A 26,230-nucleotide genomic window follows, 5' to 3' on the forward strand; every position below is an offset into this window, starting at 1 on the left:
TCGTGAAATAGGGTGACAGACCCCGCCACGACCACTAGGCCGGGCAAAACAAAGTGGGAGAGCCGCGATGATCAAGGTCCTGTCTAGTGCTTGGGCGCTGCTTTTGGGGATGATGCTGTTGCAGGTCGGCAATGGTATGCAGGGCACCTTGTTGGGCGTGCGTGGGCAGATCGAGGGGTTTACCACGCTCGAAATATCGCTGGTGATGTCGGGTTATTTCGTCGGATTCCTGTTCGGCTCGCGTATGGCGCCCGAGATGATCCGTCGGGTCGGGCATGTGCGGGTATTTGCGGCGCTTGCATCGATGATCTCCGCGGTGATGATCCTGTATCCCACTTGGGCCGATCCCTGGGCCTGGGGCGTGGGGCGGGTTTTGATCGGGTTCTGTTTCTCCGGCGTGTATGTGACAGCAGAAAGCTGGCTGAACAACGCGGCCAGTAACGAAAACAGGGGTAAGGCACTGTCGCTTTACATGATCGTGCAAATGATCGGGATCGTGTCGGCACAAGGGCTGATGGTCGTGGCCGATCCGGGCGGTTTCATCCTGTTCATCATCCCGTCGGTTCTGATCTCTCTGTCGTTTGCGCCCATTTTGCTCTCAATCAGCCCCGTGCCTGCATTTGACACGACCAAACCAATGACATTACGCCAGATCATGAAAACCTCGCCTCTGGGCTGTGTTGGTATGTTCTTGTTGGGGGGCATTTTCTCGGCGCAGTTTGGCATGGCGGCGGTTTACGGTGCCGAGGCCGGGCTGCGGGTTGGACAAATCTCGATGTTCGTGTCGGCCTTTTATATTGGGGCGCTGATCATTCAGTATCCACTGGGCTGGATGTCTGATCGGATGGATAGACGCATGTTGATCGGTGTCGCAGCCGCCCTGATGGGGGTTGGTGCAGTGGTCGGAATGTTCTTTGGCGGTTACTACCCGGCGCTGTTGGTATCGGCCTTCTTTGTCGGGGGGTTGTCCAACCCGCTGTATTCGCTGCTGATCGCGTACACGAACGACTTTCTGGAGCATGAAGATATGGCCGCCGCGTCGGGCGGTATGGTGTTCATCAATGGTCTGGGTGCTGTGGCTGGTCCGGTGATTACAGGTTGGATGATGGGCATGATCGGCCCCAAAGGATTCTTTGTCTTCATCGCGTTTCTCGGGTTTGCCATGGCGATTTATGCCGCCTACCGCATGACACAGCGTGCCGCACCCTCGGTGGACGAAACGGATCGGTATGCACCAGTTACCGCGTCGTCCTCGCCTGTCGCGGTCACATGGGCGCAGGAATATGCGATCGATATTGCGCAAGAAGACGCCGAGGAACTGGAAACCTAGGCAATTGTGCTCGAATGTGACGGGTATGAAGCATTACGTTACTGTCAAAGCACGTGAAACTGTCATTAATCTGTCATGATAAGGCACGGAATGAGCGGGACAAATAAGGAGTGGACCTGTGGTAACGCCTGACGATGTACTGAGTTTCTGGCTGGATGAGGTCGGACCCAAGGGCTGGTACGATGTTTCCGAAGAGTTGGATGCAAAGATCAGCGACCGGTTTCAAGACGCTTGGCAGCGCGCACGGGAGGGGGCGAATGGTCTGTGGCTCACCTATCCGAATGGCACATTGGCCTATATCATCCTGATGGACCAGTTTCCGCGTAACATGTTCCGCGGGTCGGGCGACTCTTTTGCAACCGACAAGCATTCCGTGGCTGCGGCCAAGGTTGCCATTCATCGCAAATGGGATCTGCGTGTGGCAGAACCCGCACGTCAATTTTTCTACCTGCCGCTGATGCATGCCGAGAACCTGTGCGATCAGGAACGCTGCATTCGCATGATTTGCGAACGTATGCCCGAGAGTGGTGCAAGTAATCTGTTGCATGCGCGGGCGCATCGCGAGGTGATCCGCCAGTTTGGCCGCTTCCCCTATCGTAACGAAGCGTTGGGTCGGGCCTGCACCCTGCCTGAGCGTGCCTATCTTGAGGCCGGAGGATACGCCAGCACGGTGCGCCGACTGCAGCAGAAAGACGCAGCCTGACGGATCAGCCTTTGCTGGCCTCCGCGATCAAATCCTCAGACACCGGCGTATACGACAGGATGTCGTGGCGTATTGCTTTTGCGCGAGAAGCGCGCATAGTTGGCACTGATCGGGGGAATTCTAATGACGCTACGCATTATCGGATCCGGTTTTGGCCGCACCGGCACCACGTCCATGAAAGAGGCTCTGACGCAACTTGGGTTCGGTCCGTGCCATCACATGTCCGAAGCTCTCAAGGATCCGCAGACACATATGCCGAAGTGGCGCGCGGTCTTTTCCGGCGAACAGGTGGACTGGGATGAGGTCTTTGCCGGTTTCGAGGCTCAGGTCGATTGGCCCGGTGCCCATGTCTGGCCTCAGACCATGCGCGCCTTTCCAGAGGCAAAGGTGATCCACACGGAACGGCCTTCCGACGGTTGGTGGGAGAGTTTCAATCAAACCATCGGAAAGTTCTTTCGCATGCTGGACGATCTCGACCTGCCGCCGGAGATTGCCGAACTTTTTGCCGTCATGAAGGGCGGTATCATGCTGGACAATTTCGACGACTTTACGGATCGTGACAGCGCCATCGCCACTTATGAACGCAACAATGCACGGGTGCGCGAAGAGGTCCCGGCCGACCGGTTACTAGTCTTCGACGTACGTCAGGGTTGGGCGCCGCTCTGTGAATTTCTCGACGTGCCCGTGCCGCAAGAAGCATTTCCCAACCGTTTTCCGAAGCGCGAATTCTGGGAGCTTCTGGGCGGAGAACCCGAAGGCTAAGGTCTTCGCTCGGTTTTTCTTGCTCGGAGAAAGCGGAAAAGGCCCACGCATCGTCGCTGCCGTGGCATTTTGCATCCGCTCTAGAACTGAGATTGGACGCAAATGCTTTAGCTGGGCCTTCGAACCAAACGGCGTTGTGCGCCATTTCAGGATAGTTTAATATCAAACTAAATCCGGACAAGGAGGCGCAGATGGCCCCGAAGACCTATGATATGATCGTGATTGGCGCAGGCCCGGGGGGCTATGTGGCTGCCATAAGGGGGGCGCAGTTGGGGCTGAACGTATGTGTGGTCGAGCGAGAGCACATGGGCGGTATCTGCCTGAACTGGGGCTGTATCCCGACCAAGGCGATGCTGCGGTCGTCTGAGGTGTTCCACTTGATGCACCGGGCCAAGGAATTCGGGCTGAGTGCCGAGGGGATCAGCTATGATCTTGATGCAGTGGTAAAGCGCAGCCGCGCCGTAGCCAAACAACTGAACAGCGGTGTAGGCCACCTACTGAAGAAAAATAAAGTTACAACGATCATGGGGGTCGCCACACTGCCCGCCAATGGTCGTGTATCGGTCAAGACCGACAATGGCACCGAAGAACTGAGTGCCAAGCATATCGTACTGGCCACCGGGGCGCGCGCGCGTGAACTACCGGGACTGGAGGCCGACGGTGATCGCGTCTGGACCTACAAGCATGCGCTGGTTCCGCCGCATATGCCAAAGAAGCTGCTGGTGATCGGTTCGGGTGCAATCGGGATAGAGTTTGCAAGTTTTTACAACACGCTGGGATGCGAGACGACCGTGGTCGAGGTGATGGACCGTATCCTGCCCGTCGAGGATGCCGAGATCAGCGGCATGGCGAAGAAGGCCTTCAAGAAGCAAGGCATGACTATTTTGGAGAAGGCGGGCGTCAAGCAGCTAGACCGGGGCAAGGACACTGTGACCGCGCATATCGAACAAGGCGGCAAGGTCGAAAAGCAGGACTTTGATACGGTGATTTCCGCGGTTGGCATTGTCGGCAACACCGAGGGCCTAGGGCTGGACGCGTTGGGCGTCACCGTCGACCGAACTCATGTGGTGACGGATGCATACTGTCGTACTGAGGTCGAGGGCATATATGCCATCGGCGATATCGCAGGTGCGCCATGGCTGGCGCACAAGGCCAGCCACGAGGGTGTGATGGTGGCCGAGCTGATCGCCGGTGGACATCCGCATCCGGTCAAGCCAGAGAGCATCGCAGGCTGTACTTACTGCCATCCCCAGATTGCATCCGTGGGCCTGACCGAAGCCAAGGCCAAGGACGCGGGCCATGAAGTGCGCGTTGGTCGTTTCCCCTTCATCGGCAATGGCAAAGCCATCGCATTGGGAGAACCGGAGGGCATGGTCAAGACCGTGTTCGATGCCAAAACCGGAGAGCTGCTGGGCGCACATATGATTGGGGCTGAAGTGACAGAGCTGATTCAGGGGTACGTGGTCGGTCGCCAATTGGAGACGACCGAAGAAGACCTGATAAACACTGTTTTCCCGCATCCCACGCTGAGCGAGATGATGCATGAAAGCGTGCTGGACGCCTATGACCGGGTGATCCACATCTAGGTTGTGATCGGCGGCGGTGTTACCTCCGTGTCTCACACCCGACGCTATCGTTGTTTCTTTCCATACCGTAAATGGCGCAACCGAGGGCATCGATTGTCGCGCTAAGCGACGTTTGGCTCGATTCCATAAGACTGCAATATTTGCCCGAATCTTTGGATTGTGTATGCTGTGAGGCAGAAAATACCCTTGCACGGGAGCTTTCGATGTTTCGACGACTCGCTTTTGCATGTATTTTGTTGCCGTTTTTCGCGGCGGGCGGTGCCCTCGCGCAATCGACCTCGCAGGATTGGAATGGCCCTTATGTAGGCCTGCATCTCGGCGGTGCTTACGCCGGATTTACCAACCGGGTGCCGACTATGCCGGGACCAACGCAGGATGCCGGGACGTTTCTGGGCGGGGTGCAGTTGGGGTATAACTGGCAACAAGGTAACACTGTATTTGGTGCCGAGGTCGATTACTCTTTGATGGAGTTGCGTGGAAGTTCACCCGGTGGAAGTTTCGAAGAGAACAGTATGGGATCATTGCGTTTTCGTGCTGGGCAGGTTCTGGGTGAGACGCTGTTTTTCGGCTCTCTTGGCGTTGCGTGGACCGAGAAGAAGACCTCTCTGACCGGCCTTGGGTCGACCACGGATTATGAGCCGGGTTTGATGATCGGGGGCGGCGCCGAACGTTGGCTGGGTGAGAACCTGACTGGGCGGATCGAGGCATATTACGTTGACGTCCCCAAGTCGCGGCAGAATGTCGGCGGGGTTACGACCTCGGGTGGTTCGCAGAACGGCGTGTTTCGAGCCGGTCTGAACCTGCATTTCTGAGATACGCCGCCGGGGCGTGTCCAAAAAGGAGAAGAAACCATGAGACTGAAGCACATTTGGTTTGCGTTGGCGGCATTCATGGCCCTTTCGGCGGGGAGTTGTGGCGGCAATTTTTTCTGATCAATGGCCGCTCTGGCTGTGGCACACCGTTTTGCGGTAACTAGCCGACGACCAGTTACTGAATACCCAGCGCGCGCAAATTGTCACCAGACTGCGCAGGTTCACACTTTGTTCACACTTTCCCCTTGGAAGATTCACAGCACTCACCTATCTGTTGGACTCTGACTGCCGGGGGGCCACATGGCTGAGTTGAAGAACATTGAGGTGCGCGGCGCGCGCGAGCATAATCTGAAGAATATCGACGTGGATATTCCGCGCGACCAGCTTGTGGTCATTACGGGCCTAAGCGGGTCGGGTAAATCTTCGCTTGCGTTCGATACGATCTATGCCGAAGGGCAGCGCCGCTATGTGGAATCGCTGTCGGCATATGCGCGGCAGTTTCTGGACATGATGCAAAAGCCGGACGTAGACCACATCAGTGGCCTCAGCCCCGCGATCAGCATCGAGCAAAAGACCACCAGTAAAAACCCCCGTTCGACCGTCGGCACTGTGACCGAGATATACGACTACATGCGTCTGCTCTATGCGCGCGCAGGTACACCCTATAGCCCCGCCACCGGCAAACCGATCGAGGCGCAGCAGGTGCAGGACATGGTCGACCGCATCATGGGAATGGAAGAGGGCACACGCGCCTATCTGCTGGCGCCGATTGTGCGGGATCGCAAAGGCGAGTACCGCAAGGAATTCTTGGAGCTACGCAAGACCGGTTTTCAACGGGTCAAGGTGGATGGCGCGTTCTACGAGTTGGATGATCCGCCAACGCTGGATAAGAAGTTCCGCCACGATATTGACGTGGTCGTGGACCGGATCGTTGTGCGCGAGGGTTTGGAGACGCGGCTGGCGGATAGTCTGCGCACCGCGTTGGATCTGGCCGATGGCATCGCCATTCTGGAAACCGCACCGACGGACGCTGATCCTGAGCGCATTACGTTCTCCGAGAAATTCGCCTGTCCTGTCAGCGGCTTTACCATTCCCGAGATTGAGCCACGGCTGTTCTCCTTCAACGCACCATTCGGGGCGTGCCCGGTTTGCGACGGGTTGGGGATGGAGTTGTTCTTTGATGAGCGGTTGGTCGTGCCGGACCAAAACCTGAAAATTTACGATGGCGCGTTGGCACCGTGGCGCAAGGGCAAGAGCCCGTATTTTCTGCAAACCATCGAAGCGATCGCCAAGCATTACGAGTTCGACCAGAATACCCGGTGGAAAGATCTGGATGCTCATGTGCAGCAGGTGTTTTTACATGGGTCGGGTGATGAGGAGATCCCATTTCGCTACGACGAGGGCGGCCGCGTTTATCAGGTCACGCGTGTGTTCGAGGGTGTAATCCCGAACATGGAGCGACGCTATCGCGAGACAGATAGCAATTGGGTACGCGAGGAGTTTGAACGCTACCAGAACAATCGTCCTTGCGGTGCCTGCGCGGGCTACCGTCTGCGCGAAGAGGCTTTGGCTGTTAAGATCGGCTCTGCCAGTGGTGGGCAGAACCAGCTGCTGCATGTTGGGCAGGTGGTCCAGATGTCCATCCGCGAGGCGCTGGCATGGGTCGAAGAGGTCCCGAACCATCTAAGCAAGCAGAAGAACGAAATCGCCCGTGCGATCCTGAAGGAAATCCGTGAGCGACTTGGATTCCTGAACAATGTGGGCCTCGAATACCTGACGCTGAGCCGCAATGCCGGCACGTTGTCCGGAGGTGAAAGCCAACGCATCCGGTTGGCATCGCAGATCGGTTCAGGGCTGACCGGGGTACTCTACGTGTTGGATGAGCCGAGCATCGGACTTCACCAGCGCGACAATGACAGGCTGTTGGGCACACTCAAGAACCTGCGCGATCAGGGTAACACGGTGATCGTGGTAGAGCATGACGAAGAAGCGATCCGCGAGGCAGACTACGTCTTTGATATTGGTCCCGGTGCCGGGGTGCATGGCGGACAGGTCGTCAGCCATGGCGTGCCATCTGTGGTAGCTGCGGATGCGAATTCGATCACCGGGCAATACCTGTCAGGAACCAGAGAGATTTCGATCCCCGCAGTGCGACGTAAGGGGAATGGCAAAAAATTGAAGGTTGTCAAAGCGTCAGGCAACAACCTTAAAGAAGTTACAGCCGAATTCCCGCTGGGGAAATTCGTCTGTGTTACCGGCGTGTCGGGCGGTGGCAAGTCGACGCTGACCATCGAGACGCTATTCAAAACTGCCTCGATGCGGCTGAACGGTGCGCGTCAGACACCAGCCCCCTGTGAGACAATCAAGGGGCTGGAGCATCTGGACAAGGTGATCGACATTGATCAGCGTCCGATCGGCCGCACACCTCGTTCGAACCCCGCGACCTATACCGGCGCGTTCACACCGATCCGCGATTGGTTCGCGGGATTGCCCGAATCTAAGGCGCGCGGCTACAAGCCGGGTCGGTTCAGTTTCAACGTCAAGGGCGGGCGTTGCGAAGCGTGTCAGGGAGATGGGCTAATCAAGATTGAGATGCATTTTCTCCCAGATGTCTATGTCACCTGCGAGACGTGCCAAGGCGCGCGGTATAATCGCGAAACTTTGGAAATAAAGTTTAAAGGCAAGAGCATAGCCGATGTTCTTGATATGACGGTCGAGGACGCGCAGACCTTTTTTCAGGCGGTGCCGAGTATCCGCGAGAAGATGGACGCGCTGGTACGTGTCGGCCTTGGCTATATTAAGGTGGGTCAGCAGGCCACGACGCTGTCAGGTGGCGAAGCGCAACGCGTGAAACTGAGCAAGGAGCTCGCGAAACGGTCGACCGGACGTACGCTCTATATTCTGGATGAGCCCACGACGGGGCTGCATTTCGAAGATGTAAAGAAGCTGCTCGAGGTGCTGCATGAGTTGGTCGAGGGCGGTAACACGGTGATCGTGATCGAGCATAACCTTGATGTGATCAAGACCGCTGACTGGATCATCGACATCGGCCCCGAAGGCGGAGATGGCGGAGGAGAGATCGTTGCCGTAGGCACCCCGGAAAAGATCACTGACGAGGTGCGCAGCCACACGGGGCGCTATCTTAAACCGATGCTTGTGCCGAAAAACAAGGTCGCGGCGGAATGAGTCGAGCCGGGACGCCCCCGGCCGGGGGCGATCTTGGAACCCGCCAGAACAACACATGGTGTCGTGTGCGCGACCTGACCGGGGAACCTGATGTCCCGAATGGCGCGACGGACAGAAGGGGGGCCTTTGGGGAACATGCGGCGCGGCAGATGATGGACGCGGCTCAGGCCGAAGCCCGCGCCGAAGGGCTTTCGGACGTCGCGGACCACGCCGCGCGCTTGCCGTGGAAAAAGCGCGAGACTGGGACGAGAAGGGTGCACCTACCTGATGACACAAGATTTTCGCGGTCGGTCGCAGTATTGCGGAAAGCTCGCGACAAGCCGCGATGTGCGGTTGACTCCCTGACGCTTAGCCGCGTCCGCGCGTCTCGAACCGGGGCAGCATTGCGCTGAAATCGCGGCCGCGCCCATTCTCATCCTCGACAAACTGGCGATAGAGGGCGAGCGCCGCAGCGCCCATTGGCGTGTCAGCGTCGGCACTTTCGGCGGCGCTTTGGGCAAGCCCCAGATCCTTCAGCATCAATTCCGCCGCAAATCCGGGCTTGTAGTCGTTGTCGGCCGGGCTCTGCGGGCCGATACCCGGAGCGGGGCAATAGGCGTTCATCGACCAGCTATAGCCCGATGAAGTGCTGACCACGTCAAACATTGCCTGCCGATCCAGCCCCAACTTGTCCGCCAGTGCAAAAGCCTCGCATGTGGCGATCATAGTGACGCCGAGGATCATGTTGTTACAGATCTTGGCGGCCTGACCATTGCCCGACGGGCCGCAATGCACTGATTTCTGGCCCATGATATCGAATAGGGGCTGTGCCTTGGCCAGACCCGCATCATCGCCGCCGACCATGAAGGTGAGCGTACCGCCACTGGCACCGCCAATGCCGCCCGACACGGGCGCATCAAGCGCAGAAAGTCCCGCGGTGCGCGCATCGGCGGCAACCGCACGGGCGCTTTCAACGTCGACGGTAGAGCAATCGAGGAAAACCGCGCCCTTGCTCATCGCAGGGATGATTTCAGCGGCGACCGCCCGCAGGATGTCTCCGTTGGGCAGCATGGTGATGACGACGTCCGCATCGGTCGCCGCCGCCGCGGCGCTGCTGGCCACGCTGGCGCCTTCTGCCGTGGCGCCGGCCACATCAAAGCCGCTGACCTCATGCCCGGCCTTTGCCAGATTTGCCGCCATCGGCGCGCCCATGTTGCCCAGTCCGATAAATCCGATTTTCATGGCTTAGCCTTTCTTTTCAAAAGAGAGTTTGTTTGGACCGAGCGGCAAGAGCATATTGCTGACCGCGACGGCGGGCAGCGAATCCAGATCGTGTTGCCAGTTCGGGTTGCGGTCCTTGTCGATGATCGCGGCGCGAATGCCTTCCACGAAATCGCCGTGTTCCAACGCACGATACGTAAAGCGATACTCCAGATCGAGGGCCTTGCGAATGGTTAGTGCGTCACCGCGCAGGCGGTGCATCATCTCGACAGTGCAGGCCATCGATAATGGAGAACTGCGACCGAGCGCCTTGAGCGTGTCGGCAGCAAACTCTGCGTCAGCCGGATCAGCAGTCCGCAACGAACGCAAGATATCGCCAAGCGTTTCGCCAGCAAAGTGCCGGTCCACTGCCTTTTGCAAGGCAGGCAAGTTTGTCGCGGGTCGTGCATCTGTATTTTGTGTAAGAATTTCAACGTCACCCTTAGCGATGAGCGCCGATTTGAGAGAATCCCATTTGCTGGCTGGGATCAACATATCTGCAAAACCGGCATAGACAGCATCCGCGCCCCGCATCCGCGCAGTGGTAAGCCCCAGATATTCGCCGATACGCCCGGGTGCCAATGCAAGCATCATCGATCCGCCCACGTCGGGGACCAATCCGATGCTGCATTCAGGCATCGAGATGGAAGATTTATGATCGACAATGCGGTGTGTCCCGTGGCAACCGATACCGACACCGCCGCCCATGGTGAAACCCTGAAGGAATGACACGATCGGCTTTGAGTACTCAAAGATTTTGGCGTTCAGCCGGTACTCATCCGCCCAGAACGTTTGTCCATATGCGTAGTCTCCGGCCTTGCCGCGCTCATACAGTTCCTGAATATCACCGCCGGCACAGAATGCCTTGTCTCCGACCGCGTCAATCAGGATCAACCGAACATTGTCGTCATTAGCCCAGACATCCAACGCGTCCTCGATGGCTAGACACATGTCGTAGGTCAGGGCGTTCAACGCCTCGGGTCGGTCCAGTGTGATGCGTCCGGCGCAGCCTTCAGCGCGGATATGAATATCAGGCATTTTGGTCGGTTCCGTCGTTTAGCGTTCGTTCAGCATGTGCCGGGCCACGATGACACGCATGATTTCGTTCGTGCCTTCGAGGATCTCATGCACACGTAGGTCGCGCACGAGTTTTTCAATGCCATAATCGGCGAGGTAACCGTAGCCGCCGTGCAGTTGCAGGCACTGGTTGACGATGCGGCTGCCGGCCTCGGTGACGAATTTTTTGGCCATCGCGCAATGTTTGCTGGCGTCAGGCATGTTCTGGTCCAGTTTCCACGCGGCCTGACGCAAGAAGACCCGCGCAGCGGAGAGTTCGATCTCCATCTCGGCTAGGCGGAATTGCAATGCCTGAAACTGGTCGATGGATTTTCCAAAGGCTTTGCGCTCGGACATGTAAGATTGCGTCAGATGCATTGCTGTTTGCGCGGCACCAAGCGAGCAGGCCGAAATGTTCAGACGACCACCATCGAGGCCGGCCATCGCATATTTAAACCCTTTTCCTTCCTCGCCCACCAAATTTTCCGTCGGAATGTAGCAATTATCGAATTGTACCTGCCGAGTTGGCTGGCTGCGCCAACCCATTTTGTCTTCTAATCCGCCATATGACAGTCCCTCTGTCCCGGTCTCGACAAGGACGGTCGAGATGCCTTTGGGGCCATCCTCGCCGGTGCGCACCATGACCACGTAAGCGTCGGAATATCCGCCACCAGAGATAAACGCCTTGGTGCCGTTCAGGCTGTAACCCTCATTGGTCCGTTCTGCGCGGGTTTTGAGTGCCGCAGCGTCACTGCCCGAACCGGGCTCTGTCAGGCAATAACTCAGCACGGTTTGCATGCTCAGAACGTCGGGCATCACCCGCGCTTTCATATCTTCGCTGGCAAACGTGTCGATCATCTTGGCGCACATATTGTGAATCGACAGGAAGGCCGCGACGGACGGGCAGGCCATACTCAGCGCTTCGAACACCAGTGTCGCATCCAGCCGTGTCAGGCCGGAACCGCCTGTCTCCTCGGAGACGTAAAGTCCTCCGAAACCAAGTTCGGCGATCTGCGGCCAAAGTTCCTTTGGGATGGTGCCGTCGGCCTCCCATTTGCGGGCGTGGGGTGCGATGTTGTCTTGGCCAAATGCATAAGCCATGTCGAATATGGCCGTTTGTTCCTCGCTGAGTGCGAAATCCATCACTGTGTCCCCCCGGATCATGGAATTGAACGTATGTTTAATTATCAAACCTCACAGAAATATTGCAAGGCGGATATCGCTATCAGCGTCTGTTACAAATCGACGTGGAATTCGTCGATGAGATGCTGGACCACGGCGCGCAGGGCTGCATCCTTGTCGTCCTCGGCATCCATTTTTTCTGTGTATACGCGGCGCTGGCGGTCGGCACTGGTGCCATTTTGCGCAATCTTGGGCGCGCGCGCTACTTCGTCGAGCGAGTTGAAATAGGCCAGATCTTCGCCGGTCAGTTCCATGAGTTCATCCATCAGCGTTGCCATCGGGACAACTTCTCCGAGGCCAAGATCGATCAGGCCCTCGCGCACCCCATATCGCTGCGCGCGCCAGCGGTTCTCAGAGATCAGGAATGAATCATAGATGCGCCAGCGTTGGTTGCGTGTGGCCAACCGCCACAGCATACGAGCGCAGGCCTGTGTCAGCGCCGCAAGGCATAGCGTGTCCTCCAGTCGGGGCTGGACGTCGCAGATGCGCGATTCAATCGTTGGAAATTTCGACGAGGGTCGCAGATCCCACCATATCTTGGAGCTGTCCTCGATCACGCCGATATCGATGAGCACCTGTACCGAGCGTTCAAATTCACCAAAGCTGTCCATGCGCGGTGGCAGGCCGGTACGCGGGAGGTTGTCGAAAATCGTCAGCCGATAGCTGTCCAACCCGGTGTCGTGCCCTTGCCAGAAGGGTGACGAACAGCTGAGCGCCAGAAGATGCGGCAGAAAGTAACTCATCTGGTTCATCAGGTCGATACGCCGGTCGGGGTTCTCAATGCCTACATGGACATGCATACCACAGATCAGCATGCGCTGAACCACGCCCGCCAAATCGCTGGAGAGTGCGTTATAGCGATCTTTGTCGGTGTGTTTCTGTTCGCGCCAGTCGGAAAACGGATGACAGGATGCGGCGATGGGGGCGAGGTTGAATTTGGCCGCCTCACGGCTGACGCAACTGCGCAAGCGTTTGAGGTCTTCGCGCGCTTCGTGCACATCTCGGCAGACCTTGGTGCCGATTTCGATCTGGCAATTTAGAAATTCCGGACTGACCTGATCCTGTAACTCGGCAGAGCAGGCTTCCATCATCGTTTTTGGCGCTTCGGCAAGTGCGAGACTATCGCGATCCACCAATAGATATTCTTCTTCGATGCCGATGGAAAAGGCAGGTTCAGTCAGGGCCATGTTGGTCGTCCTCCATGACCATTATCAGAGCATATTGCAATACAGTCAGGCAAGCGCGTCAGCGACTGATGCGCTCGAAGGCGCGTTGGGCTTCCTCTACAAACCAGGCCAGCCGATTGGCCGCCGGGCCGGACGGTGCCAACGCGGCAGATTGCCCGTAGAGAGAGAAGTGATGCGTGGCGCTATCTGCGGCCAGTAATGGACGCGTATAGTGATACATCAGCGGGAAAGGAGCGGCTGCAACCTGTGCCATAGCATTCAGCCATGCGGTGCGATGCGCGCGGGCCGGTCGCCCTGAAACGGAGCAGCTGATACGAGTGCTGTCATCACTTCCGCCGTCGGTACTCTCAAAATGGTGTGCCTTCGGAGCGCTTTCATCTGACGTCAGAAAGCCAGTGCCGATCTGAACACCAGATGCGCCAAGCGCGAAGGCGGCGGCAATGCCGCGCCCATCCGCGATGCCACCTGCGGCGATTACCGGCACGTCCACCGCTGAGGCGATCTGTGGCACCAGCGCCAGCAACCCGATCTGCGCGTCATTTTCAACATCCAGAAACACGCCGCGATGGCCGCCGGCCTCCCAGCCTTGGGCGATGATCGCATCGACATTGCGGGCGGCCAGCCACTTGGCCTCGGCCACGGTTGTGGCTGATGACAGGATACGGGTTCCGGCGGCTTTCAACGAGGCAATCGCATCGGCCTCTGGCAGGCCAAAGTGAAAACTAGCCACTGCTGGAGGGTGTTCTAACAGGATGGCCAGATGTTCCGGGCCGAACGGAGTATAGGGTGCCTGAGGCATGGTATCTGGCGCTGAGACGCCTGCGGCGGCGTAGTATGGGGCCAGTACATCAAGCAACTGATTGTGATGTTCTTGTGTCATTTCCGGCGCGACGTGGCAGAAGAAATTCAGGTTCACGCCACGGTTGGTTTGCGCCGCGATTTCGCGGATATGTGCGCGAAGCGTGTCCAGTGGCATAGTCGCGCAACCATGCGACCCCAGCCCGCCAGCGTTCGATACGGCCGCCGCAAGGGCAGGGGTCGTCGTGCCGGCCATAGGGGCCAGAATGATCGGGTGTTCAATGTCCAGCAGGTCAATCAGGCGATTGTCAGGCCACATGTCACGGCTCCTAAGGTGAATGGCGAAACGAAAAGAGGCCGCGGGGATGACCCGCGACCTCTGATATTTATTGCGTTCTCAAATCGATCAATCCATCGCTTTGAAGTTGAACTCGCCGCCTTCCTTGATGCCGCTGGGCCAGCGCGCGGTGACGGTTTTGGTTCTTGTGTAGAACTTGAATGCGTCCGGACCGTGCTGGTTAAGGTCACCAAAGACCGATTTTTTCCAGCCGCCAAAAGTGTGATAGGCTAGCGGCACGGGGATCGGAACGTTGATGCCGATCATGCCGACATTGACCCGGTTAGCAAAGTCTCGCGCTGCATCACCATCGCGTGTGTAGATCGCAGTGCCGTTGCCCATCTCGTGATCCATGGCCAGCTTGATCGCTTCCTCGTAACTACCAGCGCGGACAGTGCTGAGGACGGGGCCGAAAATCTCGTGCTTGTAGATATCCATATCGGGTGTGACGCGGTCAAAGAGGTGTGGGCCGACGAAAAACCCATCCTCGTAGCCTTGCAGGCTGAAGCCACGGCCATCGACAACCAGTTCAGCGCCTTGGTCGATACCGGTCTGCACCAGACGCTCGATATTGGCTTTGGCGGCGGCGGTCACGACCGGGCCGTAATCGACGTCATCGCCCGAGGTGTATGGCCCGACCTTGAGCGCCTCGATGCGTGGCACCAGCTTCTCGATCAGCTTGTCTGCGGTTTCATCGCCCACGGGCACGGCGACCGAGATTGCCATGCAACGCTCGCCAGCCGCACCGTAGCCTGCGCCGATCAGCGCGTCAGCCGCCTGATCCATATCCGCGTCCGGCATGATGATCATGTGGTTCTTGGCGCCACCAAAGCACTGTACGCGTTTGCCTTGTGCGCAGCCGGTGCCGTAGATGTATTCAGCGATGGGGGTCGATCCGACAAAACCGATCGACTGGATGACATCATGGTAAAGGATCGCGTCAACTGCTTCTTTGTCACCGTTCACCACCTGAAGGATACCTTTGGGCAGACCTGCTTCCTCCATCAGCTCAGCCAGCATCAGGGGCACAGAAGGGTCGCGCTCGGATGGTTTCAGGATGAACGCGTTGCCGCAGGCGATGGCGGGGGCAAACATCCACATCGGGATCATCGCAGGGAAGTTAAAGGGAGTGATGCCAGCGGTAACGCCCAGTGGCTGGCGCATCGAATACATGTCGATACCCGGACCGGCGCTGTCGGTGAATTCACCCTTCAACAGTTGGGGCGCCCCGATGCAGTATTCGACCACTTCCAACCCGCGTTGCACGTCGCCCTTGGCGTCGGGAAAGGTCTTGCCATGTTCTGCGCTGAGGGCTTCGGCCAGCTTGTCCATGTCGCGGTTCAGCAGGTCGACGAACTTCATCAATACCCGTGCGCGGCGCTGCGGATTGGTCGCGGCCCATTTGGGCTGCGCTGCCTGTGCTGCGTCCACGGCCTTTTGCATCTCGTCTGCGTTGGCCAGCGGGCATTTCGCCTGCACGTCGCCAGTGGCTGGGTTATAGACATCCGAGAAGCGGCCCGAAGTCCCTTTGACATGGGCGCCGTTGATGTAATGCGTCAGTTCTTTCATGGAATCCTCCGATCAAGTTTGCGCGTAACCTACTCTTGCAAATTTCCTCATAAAAGGGGCAATCTCCCAAAGAGGGTTTGCATAATTGCAAAAGGGGGTAGGGCATGGACTCGCAATGGGATGATATGAAGGTATTTCTGGCGGTCGCCAGAAACGAAAGCCTGTCGGGGGCAGGGCGGGTTCTGAAGGTCGACCCGGCCACGGTAGGTCGACGGATCGCACGCCTTGAGGAATCGCTGAAGGTGGCGCTGTTTGCAAAATCGCCACAAGGTTACGCCCTAACCAACGAAGGCCAGCGCCTGATGAGCCATGCGACGCGCGCCGAGCAGGAAATGCTGATGGCTTTTGAGGATGTCGGCGAGCGGGGACGACAACTGAGCGGGCAGATCAGGCTGGGCGCGCCGGACGGGTCGGCCAACTTTCTGCTGCCGCAGGTTTGCGCCGGGATTGTCGAGCAGAACCCCGATTTGGAGGTGCAGATCGTGGCATTGCCGCGCGTCATCAACCTGTCAAAACGCGAGGCAGATATGGCAATCGCGGTGAGTGCGCCGACAGCAGGGCGACTGAGCGTGCAAAAGATTACCGACTACAAGTTACACCTCACAGCCTCGCGCAATTACCTCAAGAGCGCCGCCCCGATCCGCACCCGCGATGACCTGCGCCATCATAGGTTCGTGGGCTACATCCAAGATATGATTTTCGACAAGGAACTGGATTATCTGGGCGAGGCAGGGTTGGATAAGGTGCATTTGGCCAGCAACTCTGTATCGGTTCAGTTTAACTGGATCCGGCAGGCGGCAGGGATCGGGTTCATGCATGACTTTGCAATCCCGTTCAGCCGTGGTCTGCAGAAAGTGCTGACCGATGAGATCAGCCTGACACGCAGCTTCTATCTGGTGCGCCATGCCGAAGACCGACGGTTGGAACGGATGAACCGTTTTGCGGAGGCGCTGGCGACGGGTATCCGCAAAGAGGTCGCACGGTTGGAAGGGCAAACCTGATCACGGGTACCATTCCGCGTGTGATTTCTTCAGAAAGAGTGTTGTTCATGGTGTGCAGGTCCGGTCAGCGCATTTTGTATCGCATCAGGCAGGATAGCTTGACAGGTTTCGCCGGATCGGGGACGCTGAATCTGATAGCGTATTAAACCGCGAGGGAAACGAAATGCTGGTGCAACAAATCCTGAAGGCCAAGGGCGATACACCCGTGGTGACGATCAAACCCGGCACGCTGGTTTCGGATGCGGCCCGTATCCTTGCGGAGCGACGCATCGGCGGTCTGGTCGTGTCGCGCGATGGTGAAACAGTCGAAGGCATCCTGTCAGAACGTGACATCGTTCGGTCGCTCGCGGTCCGTGGAGCAAGCTGTCTGGCAGAAAAGATCGACGAGATGATGACGCGCAACCCGGTCTGTGCGGCCAAGCAAGACAGTTCAGATGTGGTTTTGGCGCGGATGACGGATGGACGTTTTCGCCACATGCCGGTGGTCGAGAATGGCAAGCTGGTGGGCATCGTCACCATTGGCGACGTGGTCTCGGCCCGGCTCACAGAATTGTCGATGGAAAAGGACGCCCTGCAAGGCATGATCATGGGGCACTGATCGCGCGGTCGCGATCATATTGCACTTGCAATGACGGGGATGTTTCGGCCTTCTGCCTGTGAAACAACCGTGACCATTCTATAGGCGACGAATCTCATGCGCATTGGCCTCTACCCCGGCACCTTTGACCCGATCACCTTGGGGCATATCGACATTATCCGACGGGCGTGCCTGTTGGTGGATCGTCTGGTGATCGGGGTCGCCATCAACGACGGCAAGGGGCCGTTGTTCTCGCTCGAAGAGCGGGTGGCGATGGTCGAGGCGGAATCGGCTGCGCTGGCAGAAAGCACTGGGACCGAAATTGTCGTGCATCCCTTTGACAATCTGCTGATCGATTGCGCCCGCGATGTCAGCGCACAAGTGATCGTGCGCGGACTGCGTGCGGTGGCTGATTTCGAATACGAATTTCAGATGGTTGGTATGAACCGTGCGTTGGATGCCTCGGTCGAGACTGTGTTTTTGATGGCGGATGCGAACCATCAGGCGATTGCATCGAAGCTGGTCAAGGAAATCGCGCGCTTGGGGGGCGATGTTCGCAAATTCGTCACGGGGCCAGTGAATGCGGCGTTGTTGGAGAAGTACAGCTAACGCGTTCCGATCTCGGCGGATCAGCGCCAGAATGCCATCCATTCGATCAGGTCAGCCAGTTTTTGCGCCACAAATATCGACCCTTCCCAATCCTGTAGCGCGTAATCAAGGATTAGCGCAAATGCGATCATCAGGCCGAGGCCAATGGCGATCTTGTTGGTCATTTACTCTACCCTGAAACGATTGCGACCCTGTCGGGTATGCCTGACAGGGCCGCATCGCGCAAGATTGCCAAGGTCAGTTTACCCCAGACGCCCCATCAGCGCAGCCAGATCGGCCATACGCACTGAAAAACCCCATTCGTTGTCGTACCATGCCAGAACACGGACCAGACGACCGCCAGTCACTTTGGTCTGGGCCGGAGCGAAGATGCTGCTTTCTTCGGTGTGGTTGAAGTCGATGCTGACCTTTGGCTCGGGATCATAGGCCAGAATGCCTTTCATCGCTCCATTGGCTGCCGTTTCGACGACGGCGTTCACCTCGGCCTCTGTCACGTCGCGGGACGCGATGAACGTCAGGTCCACAGCGGATACGTTCGGCGTCGGTACGCGGATGGCGGAGCCATCCAGCTTGCCTTTGAGGGCTGGCAGTACTTCGCCCAGTGCTTTGGCTGCACCAGTCGAGGTGGGGATCATCGACATTGCCGCTGCACGCGCTCGGTAGAGGTCCTTGTGGCGACGATCCAACGTCGGCTGATCGCCGGTATAAGCGTGGATCGTGGTCATGATACCGCTCTCGATGCCGATGCCTTCGTGCAGCACTTTGGCTAGCGGAGCAAGGCAGTTGGTGGTGCAGGACCCGTTCGAGATCATCCGCTCGCCCGGCTTCAGGTCTTCGTGGTTGACGCCCATGACCACGGTCCGGTCCACGTTCTTGCCCGGTGCGGACAACAGGACCTTACCCGCGCCGCGTTCCAGATGCTTGCTCGCTTTTTCACCGTCGTTGAATTTGCCGGTGCATTCCAGCAGGACGTCGACGCCGTCCCAGTCCAATTCGTCCAGGTCGTAAGTCGAGAACATCTGCATCGGGCCACGCCCAAGATCCATCGTACCGTCGCCAAGCGTGATTTCATTGGCAAAGCGACCGTGCACGCTGTCGTATTTAATCAGGTGGGCAGCGGTTTCCAGTGGGCCGGTGGCGTTGACCTTGACCACTTCGATATCATCGCGGCTGGATTGGGCAATATGCGCGAGGGTGGCGCGCCCGATGCGTCCAAACCCGTTGATGCCAACTTTGACGGTCATGTAAATTCCTCTCTGGCGGCTGATGTTGTTCGGCATATAGTCCTGCTAACCTCGCACCGAAAGGCGAAAAACGCTTGATCTCAGGGTGATAGCGATAACGGAGGCGGCAAATCGCCGTCGGGGACAGCTGGTTGCGCTAACGGGTGCGTTGCAGGTAGGCGCGTTTATCCTGTATTCCGCAGGTAACGTGAAGGAGAGATGAGATGAGCGGACTATTGGCGCTGCTGGATGACGTGGCTGGCATTGCCAAGATCGCCGCCGCATCGGTTGATGATGTGGTAGGGCAGGCGGCCAAGGCTGGCGCCAAGGCGGCAGGCGCCGTGATCGACGATGCCGCTGTCACCCCGAAATATGTTCAGGGTTTCGAGGCGCGCCGCGAATTGCCGATCATCTGGCGGATCGCGCGCGGTTCCCTAACCAACAAACTGGTGTTCCTGCTGCCTGCGGGTCTGGCGCTGAGCGCGTTCGCCCCTTGGGCGATCTCACCGCTGTTGATGCTGGGCGGGGCGTATCTGTGCTTTGAGGGGGCCGAGAAAGTGGCGCATGTTCTGGGGTTTGGCCACGCAGAGGGCGGACCCGATGGCAGTCACGCGGATGTAGATCCGGCGCATCTGGAAGAAGAAAAGGTGGCGGGTGCAATTAAGACCGATTTTATCCTGTCAGCCGAGATTATGACAATCGCACTCGCGGCGATCCCGGCCAGCGGCTTCTGGATGGAGGCGGCGACGCTGGCTTTGGTTGCGGTTATGATAACGGTCGCGGTTTATGGGGCTGTAGCGCTGATTGTCAAAGCCGATGACTTGGGTCTGTTAATGGCGGCGCGCGGGCGACTGAGGCTAACACGCGCAGCGGGACAAGGGATTGTTCGTGCAATGCCCAAGGTTCTGAAGCTGCTGATGATTGTCGGCACTGCCGCAATGCTCTGGGTTGGCGGAAGTATCATTCTGCACGGGCTGAAAGAGATGGGGCGAGCGGAACCCTATGACATGATCCATCACTGGGCAGAGGTTGCCGCGCATGGCGCCGGATCATTTGCGGCTACGACAGAGTGGTTTCTGGTTGCCGGTATGGACGGAATGCTGGGGCTGGCGCTGGGGTTCGTCCTGATTCCGGTGGGTACAAAGCTGATCGCGCCCATTTGGAAGGCGCTTCGGCGGCTTAATCCCGTTGTGTGATCAAGCCACCCGAACCGGAGCGCGCATCATTGCATACGCAGAGCGCCGTCCAACCGGATCACCTCGCCGTTGAGATAACCGCATTCGATGATGAACGCCGCAAGACGTGCGTACTCGGATGGATCACCCAGACGTTTGGGGCAGGTCACATCCTGTGCCAGACTGTCCTGTACCTCTTGCGGAAGCCCTTGCAGCATGGGGGTCAGGAAAATTCCCGGCGCAATGGCCATGACGCGGATCCCTTCCCGAGCCAGATCACGCGCCATCGGCAGGCTGAGGCCATAGATGCCCCCTTTGGACGCAGCATAGGCGGCTTGGCCCTTCTGTCCGTCAAAGGCGGCAACCGAAGCGGTGTTGATGATCACCCCACGCGCGCCATCGACCTCGGGTGCGTTCTGCGCGATTTCTGCGGCGGCTAGGCGTGCAACGTTGAAGCTGCCGACCAGATTGATGTCGATAACGCGTTGAAACCCGTCCAGAGAATGCGGGCCGTTCCTACCCAGAGTTTTTTCCGCCGGGGCGATGCCGGCGCAGTTGATTGCGGCTGTAATCCGGCCCATCGCCTGTTTTGCCTGCGCGATCGCGGCGCTGACGGACGCCTCGTTTGTGACGTCGGTTTCAGAAAAATGCGCACCGATTTCGGCAGCCAGTGCTGTGCCACGTTCAGTATCGCGATCGAGGATCGTTACGTCTGCTCCCACATTGCGAAAATGTCGTGCGGTGGCTTCACCGAGGCCCGAGGCCCCGCCAGTGATGATCGCGGCGGCATTCTGGATTTGCATGGCGACTCCCTTCGAGGAAATGAACAAGTGTTCAGATAACGTGATCCTGCTCCGCTGTCAAAGGGCGGGACGGATGAAACGGACGGTGGCAATCATTCCGATCACAGTGATAATGATGCGCAAGATGTGATGAAGCGTGACAAAGGCCGGATTGGCTTGAAGGCTGAGGGCGACCAGAGCCATCTCTGTGACACCACCGGGGGCAAAGGTAATCAACAGCACGTCGAAAGGTTCGCCCAGGACAGGCTGCAACAGCAATGCCATTGCTGCCGCCAGCAGTAGCATCCCCCCAACGGAAACAATGGCCAGTGTGGCGCCATGAAGGATCAAAGCGCGGCTTAGCCCTGTGAAGCGCAGCCCGAGGGCCGTGCCGATCACGATCTGCGCAAAATTCACCAGCCATTGCGGTACGTCGAGATGCCCCAACCCGCTGAGCGAAAGGATCGCAGCGACGGCCAATGGTCCGGTAATCTGCCCGGCGGGCAGGCGCATCACCCGTGCTATCCAGATACCCAGAGCGCCTGCTGCGGCTAGCCAAGGAAGCGCATGCCACGGCACTGGACCATGGGACAGGCTAAGACCTGCGGCACTGCCGACGGGCGCTCCAAGATAGAATGATAGCCCGATCGGCAATATGGTAACAACAAGGATAACGCGCAGAAACTGTTGCAACATCAGGCGTGGCATATCTGCGCCGGCTGCCTCGCCCAGCGCGATACTCTCGTACAGCCCACCGGGCGCGCCAGCGTAGAAGGCCGTCGCGCGATCATATCCGCCCAAGCGCCGAAACATCAGGTAGTTGAACATCATAGCTGTCGCGACAAAAACTATCAAAGCAAGGAAGCTGATGGCCAAGTCGCCAGCCTTGTCAAAGAGTGCGGGTGTCACCTGCGCACCAATCATCAGACCGATAATGGCCATGAACACGAGGCGGAATCGCTGGGGAAACTGATAACCGTCTGGCAGTTTATGTGGCAGCAGTGTTGCGACCATTCCCGAGGCCACCATCGGACCCAGCAAAAAAGGCAATGGCATCGCGGTACGTGTGGCAAGCGTTCCGGCGATTGCAGAGCAAAAGATCAGAAGTGTCGTGGTCCGCAGATGTGGCATGAGCATGTTGAAGCACCGGCTGCCCCAGTTGGCAATGGCAAAAGCCGAGGCCTGACAAGGGGATGCCGTTCCAAAACTCGCGCTGATGCGTTTACGCTATAGCAGAGTGTTTCAATCGTCGGGGCAGGGTGTCCCGGCTGCGTCCCAAACTTCGAGGTCGGAAATATGCTCTGCCAGTGAATAGGGGGCTGCTTCGCGGGTGCCGCCGGGTGACCATGCCCAATGCAGGATGATGTCATGGCCCAGATGTTCGGCCAGTTCCTCAGGCGTGCGTCCTCCGTTGCGCTCGGGGTCGCGTAACTGGTTACAGATAACCTCTGAAGGCTGCCCGAACCAGTGCGCCTCGGGAGGGGCCAGCATCCACGCAGTATCGACGCGCGGAGCTGCGTGCGGGGCCGGGTTGCCCCGGTCCGACACCGTGTGGCAGGTTTGGCAGGGGATGGTTTCTGCCCCGATGCGGCTGTCGCCTGCCTGAATGTTCATGCCATGGGGGCGTACCTTCCCATAACTGGAGCCAGACCACATGGGCCGATCCGATGGCCCGACATGGCAGTTGGCGCAGCGCGGATGTGATGTGACTTCGTAAACCCGCTCCCATGCCGCAAGGCCGTCGGCACGGTTGACGGTGTCTTGTGCTGCCATGCTTACGGGCAAAGGGGCAAGAATAGCAAAGAGCAAGACCAGACGGAGCACTTTGAACATTACGCGAAATCCACAAATTTGTTGAATGGCATCTCGCGTATGCGCACCCCTGTGGCGGCAAAAATTGCGCCTGCCAGTGCTGGTGCGGCGGGCGGCACGGGTGGCTCTCCGATGCCGCGCACTTGTTCACCGTTCTCCAAACCTCGAACAGTGATCCGGGGGCACTGATGCAGGCGCATTCCCTCAAAGTCGTGGTAGTTGGTTTGTGTTGCCGTGCCGCCCTGATAGGTGATCTGGCAGTTCATGGCGTGGCCCAGCCCCCAGATGACGCCGCCCGCGACGAGGTTTTCGAAATTGACCGGATCGATCACTGTGCCTACCTCGGCAGCGACCCAAGCCTCGGTAATGCGCAAACCACGATCTGTCTGACGTACTTCGACGATTTCTGCGCAAGGCACACCAAAAGAGTGGGTGAGTGCCACGCCACGCCCAATGCCTGTGCCCGGATGTGGGCCGGACCAGTTTGACATTTTGGCGACGGATTCTAGTGCAGCTCGGGCCAAAGGATCGCTACAAAGACGCAGTCGCTCGTGCAGCGGATCGGCCCCCGCAGCATGGATTATCTCATCCAGTCCAAGGTTGTAGAAGAACCCGCCGGTTGAAGCCCCGACAGATCGCCATGAACTGATCGGCGCCAATTCAGGCGCACGGTGTCCGGTGACACGGTGGTGGGGGATGGCAAAGGGCTGATCCCATGCTCCAGCGACGATCTGGCTGTCGGGGCCGGGTGGCGCAACGCTCTGCCGTCCCATCTGCGACGCAATGACCGATGGCATGGCGATTGAAAGGTCAAACGCCGTCACCTGACCGTTTTCGTGCGCACCGCGCATCCGGGCCATTGCGGGCTGGCGCATGTAGTCGTGGCGCATATCGGTTTCACGGCTGTAGGTCAGCTTGATCGGGGTGCCGGGCATCTGCATGGCGATCTCTGTCGCTTGTCGTACAACGGTATCCTCTAACCGATGGCCAAAGCTGCCGCCGATATAGGCGGCATGGACGGTGACGGCAGCGGACTTTACCTTCGCAATCTTGGCCACGTTGGATTGGACAAAGCGTGGGATTTGTGTGCCGGTCCAGACCTCGACCTGACCGTTGTTCACCAGCACGATAGCGCTAAGCGGTTCTAGGGGCGCATGAGCCAGATAAGGGGCGTGGTATTCGGCCGAGATGGTACCCGTGCCCTGAAATGCATCCGCTACATCCCCGTCATCGCGCGGGCGACTGTCGCGGTGGTCATTGGTGAAACTGTTGGCGAGCGCCTGCCAGTGCGCCTCCATTTCGGAAGGAAAGGGCGCGGGCGCCCACTCGGCCTTGATCAGGTCTGCCGCACGGAACGCATGCCACGTGGTCTTGGCCACAATACCAAGCCCCCCGGTCACTGGAACGACCGCTAGGATGCCGGGCGCGGCAAGAGCCGTATCAGCGTCATAAGACCTAAGCTGGCTGCCGGGTGCCGGGCCAAGCAGAACAGTGGCGTGCAGCATATCGAGCACCGTCAGGTCGATGCCGTAGCTTAGTGTGCCGGTGCATTTGGCCATCATGTCCAGCCGGTGCATCGGCTTGCCGATCAGCCGCCATTCGGATGCGGGGCGTAATGGTACATCTTGCGCCACCTCCAGTGTAGCGGCGGTTGCGGCGAGGGATGTGTAGGGTAGGGCGCGACCGTCTGGCAGGATGACGGCGCCATCTTTCGTGCGCAATCGGGTCAGGTCAGCACCGCTCTGCATTGCAGCGGCTCGTTTCAGCGTTTCGCGCGCCGATGCGCCTGCTGCGCGCAGTTTCACAAAGCCATCAGGCACGGTGGTTGACCCACCTGTGATCTGCATACCCATGAATTTCATCACTGCGTCGATCGTACCGTGAACGGTACTGTTCAGTAGGCCGTCTCCGGGCATCGCAAAGGCTGCGGCCTCTTCGGACAGAGCGGTATTCCAGTAGGCCGGGCTGGGTGGCCCGGGGTCGACGGTGATCTGGTCTAGTGCCACGTCAAGTTCTTCGGCTATCAGTGCCGCCTGAACGTGATAGGCACCTTGGCCCTTGTCGGCGCGTGGGGTGATCAGGGTGATGCCGTCCGCGTCGATACGCACATAGGGCGTGAGCGCGGCGCTGTCTTCGGGTAACCCATCCAGCAAGGGATTATCCACGGCTCTGCGGTATTGATAAATACCGAAGGCGACACCGCCAGCGACGGCCGCTGATCCGACTAGAAACGTGCGACGTGCGATTTTTCCGGCTTTGCTCATTTCGCTATGCCCCGCGCAGCGCCGTGGCGGCGGATTTCACCGCGGCACGGATACGTGGATAGGTTCCGCAGCGGCATAGATTGGCGCTCATCGCGGCGTCGATCTGGGCGTCGGTGGGGTCGGGTGTGTCCACAAGAAATGATGCCGCGGCCATGATTTGACCGGATTGACAATACCCGCATTGGGCCACCTGATGCTGGTGCCATGCCGCCTGCACGGCATGTAACGCGGCAGGAGTGCCCAGCCCTTCGATCGTCGTGATTTCACCCTGCACATCGCCGAGCAGTAATTGACAAGAGCGCACTGCAATCCCGTCTTCGTGCACCGTACAGGCGCCACATTGCGCGATCCCGCAACCGTATTTTGTGCCCGTCATCCCCAGTACATCGCGTAGAACCCACAGCAGGGGCATGTCCGGTTCTGCATCCACATCATGCGGGGTGCCGTTGACAATCAGTTGCACGCGGATCTCCTCGGGTTGCGAGTGTGTCTGGATGATAGCTCGATACGATGAGGTGGAAAATGCCCCTCTGACGAGAGTGACCTCACGGAATGCTTTGTGGAAGAAGACTTTCCGCCAGTCCCGCGCAGAGTTCCACTGATGCCAGCATGTTATCTACCCCGGTGATGCCACAGTCCCTGAGGCAGCGGTCGTGATCTCATTTCAACTATGGCCCCGTTTTATCTGTCTTGCGTGATTTCACCGCTGAACGCCCTTTGAATACGCCCCGGATGCGTGTGTCGTGCTGTCGGAAGATATGCGAACCCACCTTCACCAGCGTCGGATGACACCTGTCGCGGGTGATTTTCAGTCAGCAAAGGATCGCTGGATTGGAGCGGGTGAAGGGAATCGAACCCTCGTCACTTGCTTGGGAAGCAAATGCTCTACCATTGAGCTACACCCGCAACGTTGATTGGATTATCTATCGTGAGCGCAGAAGGCAAGTCTGAAACTTGGTCCGCCCGTGTGTTGATTGTCACTGAGAACTGACCCGGTATTTTCACCGAGATTTGACCCACCCTCAGTTATGCGTCGTGGT

The 26,230-nt window shown here is 58.4% G+C and carries 23 protein-coding genes and 1 tRNA gene; 10 read left to right on the forward strand and 14 right to left on the reverse strand.

The features are described from left to right. The first annotated feature begins 67 nt into the window (after nucleotides 1-67). The 6 genes from N7U68_RS01995 (at nucleotide 68) to uvrA (ending at nucleotide 8,379) form a co-directional block, all read left to right on the forward strand. Entirely contained in the window at nucleotides 68-1,330 is a 1,263-nt protein-coding gene (locus N7U68_RS01995) for an MFS transporter (protein WP_165192404.1), read from the forward strand. Between the two features lie 118 nt (nucleotides 1,331-1,448). Next, nucleotides 1,449-2,033 carry a DUF924 family protein gene (locus N7U68_RS02000; RefSeq protein ID WP_165192403.1) on the forward strand — a complete coding sequence of 195 codons (585 nt, stop codon included), beginning with the start codon at nucleotides 1,449-1,451 and terminating at the stop codon, nucleotides 2,031-2,033. Between the two features lie 123 nt (nucleotides 2,034-2,156). Beyond that, nucleotides 2,157-2,795 carry a sulfotransferase family protein gene (locus N7U68_RS02005; RefSeq protein ID WP_263048068.1) on the forward strand — a complete coding sequence of 213 codons (639 nt, stop codon included), beginning with the start codon at nucleotides 2,157-2,159 and terminating at the stop codon, nucleotides 2,793-2,795. 191 nt (nucleotides 2,796-2,986) lie between these two features. Next, entirely contained in the window at nucleotides 2,987-4,381 is a 1,395-nt protein-coding gene (lpdA, locus tag N7U68_RS02010) for a dihydrolipoyl dehydrogenase (protein ID WP_263048069.1), read from the forward strand. Nucleotides 4,382-4,584: 203 nt separating this feature from the next. Further along, entirely contained in the window at nucleotides 4,585-5,193 is a 609-nt protein-coding gene (locus tag N7U68_RS02015) for an outer membrane protein (protein ID WP_165192400.1), read from the forward strand. 300 nt (nucleotides 5,194-5,493) lie between these two features. Further along, a complete protein-coding gene (uvrA, locus tag N7U68_RS02020; protein WP_263048070.1) occupies nucleotides 5,494-8,379 on the forward strand; it encodes an excinuclease ABC subunit UvrA in 2,886 nt (961 codons plus the stop codon). Nucleotides 8,380-8,727: 348 nt separating this feature from the next. On the opposite strand, the gene mmsB is transcribed toward uvrA, so the two are convergent. The 6 genes from mmsB to N7U68_RS02050 form a co-directional block, all read right to left on the reverse strand. Beyond that, nucleotides 8,728-9,600: a 3-hydroxyisobutyrate dehydrogenase gene (mmsB, locus tag N7U68_RS02025; protein WP_165192398.1), complete on the reverse strand. Its 873-nt coding sequence runs from the start codon at nucleotides 9,598-9,600 to the stop codon at nucleotides 8,728-8,730. Nucleotides 9,601-9,603: 3 nt separating this feature from the next. After that, nucleotides 9,604-10,656: an enoyl-CoA hydratase/isomerase family protein gene (locus N7U68_RS02030; protein WP_263048071.1), complete on the reverse strand. Its 1,053-nt coding sequence runs from the start codon at nucleotides 10,654-10,656 to the stop codon at nucleotides 9,604-9,606. Nucleotides 10,657-10,674: 18 nt separating this feature from the next. Then, entirely contained in the window at nucleotides 10,675-11,817 is a 1,143-nt protein-coding gene (locus N7U68_RS02035; protein ID WP_263048072.1) for an acyl-CoA dehydrogenase family protein, read from the reverse strand. Nucleotides 11,818-11,909: 92 nt separating this feature from the next. Beyond that, on the reverse strand, nucleotides 11,910-13,043 hold the full coding sequence (locus N7U68_RS02040; protein WP_263048073.1) for a carboxylate-amine ligase: 1,134 nt from the start codon (nucleotides 13,041-13,043) through the stop codon (nucleotides 11,910-11,912). Nucleotides 13,044-13,101: 58 nt separating this feature from the next. Next, nucleotides 13,102-14,160: an NAD(P)H-dependent flavin oxidoreductase gene (locus N7U68_RS02045; protein WP_263048074.1), complete on the reverse strand. Its 1,059-nt coding sequence runs from the start codon at nucleotides 14,158-14,160 to the stop codon at nucleotides 13,102-13,104. 87 nt (nucleotides 14,161-14,247) lie between these two features. After that, a complete protein-coding gene (locus N7U68_RS02050; RefSeq protein ID WP_263048075.1) occupies nucleotides 14,248-15,747 on the reverse strand; it encodes a CoA-acylating methylmalonate-semialdehyde dehydrogenase in 1,500 nt (499 codons plus the stop codon). A gap of 104 nt (nucleotides 15,748-15,851) precedes the next feature. Here N7U68_RS02050 and N7U68_RS02055 point away from each other — a divergent pair, with 104 nt between their 5' ends. From N7U68_RS02055 to coaD, 3 genes are all read left to right on the forward strand, one after another. After that, the gene (locus N7U68_RS02055; protein WP_165192392.1) at nucleotides 15,852-16,748 is read left to right on the forward strand and encodes a LysR family transcriptional regulator; all 897 of its coding nucleotides are present in this window, start codon (nucleotides 15,852-15,854) and stop codon (nucleotides 16,746-16,748) included. A 163-nt stretch (nucleotides 16,749-16,911) separates the two neighbouring features. Beyond that, a complete protein-coding gene (locus tag N7U68_RS02060; RefSeq protein WP_165192391.1) occupies nucleotides 16,912-17,346 on the forward strand; it encodes a CBS domain-containing protein in 435 nt (144 codons plus the stop codon). 96 nt (nucleotides 17,347-17,442) lie between these two features. Further along, nucleotides 17,443-17,934: a pantetheine-phosphate adenylyltransferase gene (coaD, locus tag N7U68_RS02065; RefSeq protein ID WP_165192390.1), complete on the forward strand. Its 492-nt coding sequence runs from the start codon at nucleotides 17,443-17,445 to the stop codon at nucleotides 17,932-17,934. A gap of 20 nt (nucleotides 17,935-17,954) precedes the next feature. Here coaD and N7U68_RS02070 read toward each other — a convergent pair whose 3' ends face one another. Continuing rightward, on the reverse strand, nucleotides 17,955-18,098 hold the full coding sequence (locus tag N7U68_RS02070) for a hypothetical protein (protein WP_165192389.1): 144 nt from the start codon (nucleotides 18,096-18,098) through the stop codon (nucleotides 17,955-17,957). Between the two features lie 78 nt (nucleotides 18,099-18,176). Next, entirely contained in the window at nucleotides 18,177-19,178 is a 1,002-nt protein-coding gene (gene gap, locus N7U68_RS02075; protein WP_165192388.1) for a type I glyceraldehyde-3-phosphate dehydrogenase, read from the reverse strand. A gap of 203 nt (nucleotides 19,179-19,381) precedes the next feature. Between gap and N7U68_RS02080 the strand changes: the two genes are divergently transcribed. Then, nucleotides 19,382-20,353 (forward strand): DUF808 domain-containing protein, encoded by a 972-nt coding sequence (locus N7U68_RS02080; RefSeq protein WP_263048076.1) that lies wholly within the window; start codon nucleotides 19,382-19,384, stop codon nucleotides 20,351-20,353. Between the two features lie 26 nt (nucleotides 20,354-20,379). Here the strand turns inward: N7U68_RS02080 and N7U68_RS02085 are convergent, their stop codons facing one another. The 6 genes from N7U68_RS02085 to N7U68_RS02110 form a co-directional block, all read right to left on the reverse strand. Beyond that, a complete protein-coding gene (locus N7U68_RS02085) occupies nucleotides 20,380-21,135 on the reverse strand; it encodes an SDR family NAD(P)-dependent oxidoreductase (protein ID WP_263048077.1) in 756 nt (251 codons plus the stop codon). Nucleotides 21,136-21,192: 57 nt separating this feature from the next. After that, entirely contained in the window at nucleotides 21,193-22,251 is a 1,059-nt protein-coding gene (locus N7U68_RS02090) for an AbrB family transcriptional regulator (RefSeq protein WP_263048078.1), read from the reverse strand. 105 nt (nucleotides 22,252-22,356) lie between these two features. Then, on the reverse strand, nucleotides 22,357-22,947 hold the full coding sequence (locus N7U68_RS02095) for a hypothetical protein (protein ID WP_263048079.1): 591 nt from the start codon (nucleotides 22,945-22,947) through the stop codon (nucleotides 22,357-22,359). Continuing rightward, a complete protein-coding gene (locus N7U68_RS02100) occupies nucleotides 22,947-25,190 on the reverse strand; it encodes a xanthine dehydrogenase family protein molybdopterin-binding subunit (RefSeq protein ID WP_263048080.1) in 2,244 nt (747 codons plus the stop codon). The genes N7U68_RS02095 and N7U68_RS02100 overlap by 1 nt, the downstream gene beginning before the upstream one ends. A gap of 4 nt (nucleotides 25,191-25,194) precedes the next feature. After that, entirely contained in the window at nucleotides 25,195-25,653 is a 459-nt protein-coding gene (locus N7U68_RS02105) for a (2Fe-2S)-binding protein (RefSeq protein ID WP_263048081.1), read from the reverse strand. Nucleotides 25,654-26,022: 369 nt separating this feature from the next. Further along, nucleotides 26,023-26,096 (reverse strand) — tRNA-Gly (locus N7U68_RS02110). Nucleotides 26,097-26,230: the final 134 nt, after the last annotated feature.

Origin of the sequence: Roseovarius pelagicus (assembly GCF_025639885.1) — a bacterium.
Lineage (GTDB): Bacteria > Pseudomonadota > Alphaproteobacteria > Rhodobacterales > Rhodobacteraceae > Roseovarius > Roseovarius pelagicus.

Coding starts and splice junctions, on each gene's coding strand:
- coaD (WP_165192390.1), top strand. CDS start 17,443: ATGCGCATTGGCCTCTACCCCGGCACCTTTGACCCGATCACCTTGGGG.
- N7U68_RS02060 (WP_165192391.1), top strand. CDS start 16,912: ATGCTGGTGCAACAAATCCTGAAGGCCAAGGGCGATACACCCGTGGTG.
- N7U68_RS02090 (WP_263048078.1), bottom strand. CDS start 22,251: ATGCTCATGCCACATCTGCGGACCACGACACTTCTGATCTTTTGCTCT.
- N7U68_RS02095 (WP_263048079.1), bottom strand. CDS start 22,947: ATGTTCAAAGTGCTCCGTCTGGTCTTGCTCTTTGCTATTCTTGCCCCT.
- N7U68_RS01995 (WP_165192404.1), top strand. CDS start 68: ATGATCAAGGTCCTGTCTAGTGCTTGGGCGCTGCTTTTGGGGATGATG.
- N7U68_RS02030 (WP_263048071.1), bottom strand. CDS start 10,656: ATGCCTGATATTCATATCCGCGCTGAAGGCTGCGCCGGACGCATCACA.
- N7U68_RS02100 (WP_263048080.1), bottom strand. CDS start 25,190: ATGAGCAAAGCCGGAAAAATCGCACGTCGCACGTTTCTAGTCGGATCA.
- N7U68_RS02055 (WP_165192392.1), top strand. CDS start 15,852: ATGGACTCGCAATGGGATGATATGAAGGTATTTCTGGCGGTCGCCAGA.
- gap (WP_165192388.1), bottom strand. CDS start 19,178: ATGACCGTCAAAGTTGGCATCAACGGGTTTGGACGCATCGGGCGCGCC.
- N7U68_RS02005 (WP_263048068.1), top strand. CDS start 2,157: ATGACGCTACGCATTATCGGATCCGGTTTTGGCCGCACCGGCACCACG.
- uvrA (WP_263048070.1), top strand. CDS start 5,494: ATGGCTGAGTTGAAGAACATTGAGGTGCGCGGCGCGCGCGAGCATAAT.
- N7U68_RS02085 (WP_263048077.1), bottom strand. CDS start 21,135: ATGCAAATCCAGAATGCCGCCGCGATCATCACTGGCGGGGCCTCGGGC.
- N7U68_RS02080 (WP_263048076.1), top strand. CDS start 19,382: ATGAGCGGACTATTGGCGCTGCTGGATGACGTGGCTGGCATTGCCAAG.
- N7U68_RS02035 (WP_263048072.1), bottom strand. CDS start 11,817: ATGGATTTCGCACTCAGCGAGGAACAAACGGCCATATTCGACATGGCT.
- N7U68_RS02050 (WP_263048075.1), bottom strand. CDS start 15,747: ATGAAAGAACTGACGCATTACATCAACGGCGCCCATGTCAAAGGGACT.
- N7U68_RS02015 (WP_165192400.1), top strand. CDS start 4,585: ATGTTTCGACGACTCGCTTTTGCATGTATTTTGTTGCCGTTTTTCGCG.
- N7U68_RS02040 (WP_263048073.1), bottom strand. CDS start 13,043: ATGGCCCTGACTGAACCTGCCTTTTCCATCGGCATCGAAGAAGAATAT.
- N7U68_RS02070 (WP_165192389.1), bottom strand. CDS start 18,098: ATGACCAACAAGATCGCCATTGGCCTCGGCCTGATGATCGCATTTGCG.
- N7U68_RS02045 (WP_263048074.1), bottom strand. CDS start 14,160: ATGTGGCCTGACAATCGCCTGATTGACCTGCTGGACATTGAACACCCG.
- mmsB (WP_165192398.1), bottom strand. CDS start 9,600: ATGAAAATCGGATTTATCGGACTGGGCAACATGGGCGCGCCGATGGCG.
- lpdA (WP_263048069.1), top strand. CDS start 2,987: ATGGCCCCGAAGACCTATGATATGATCGTGATTGGCGCAGGCCCGGGG.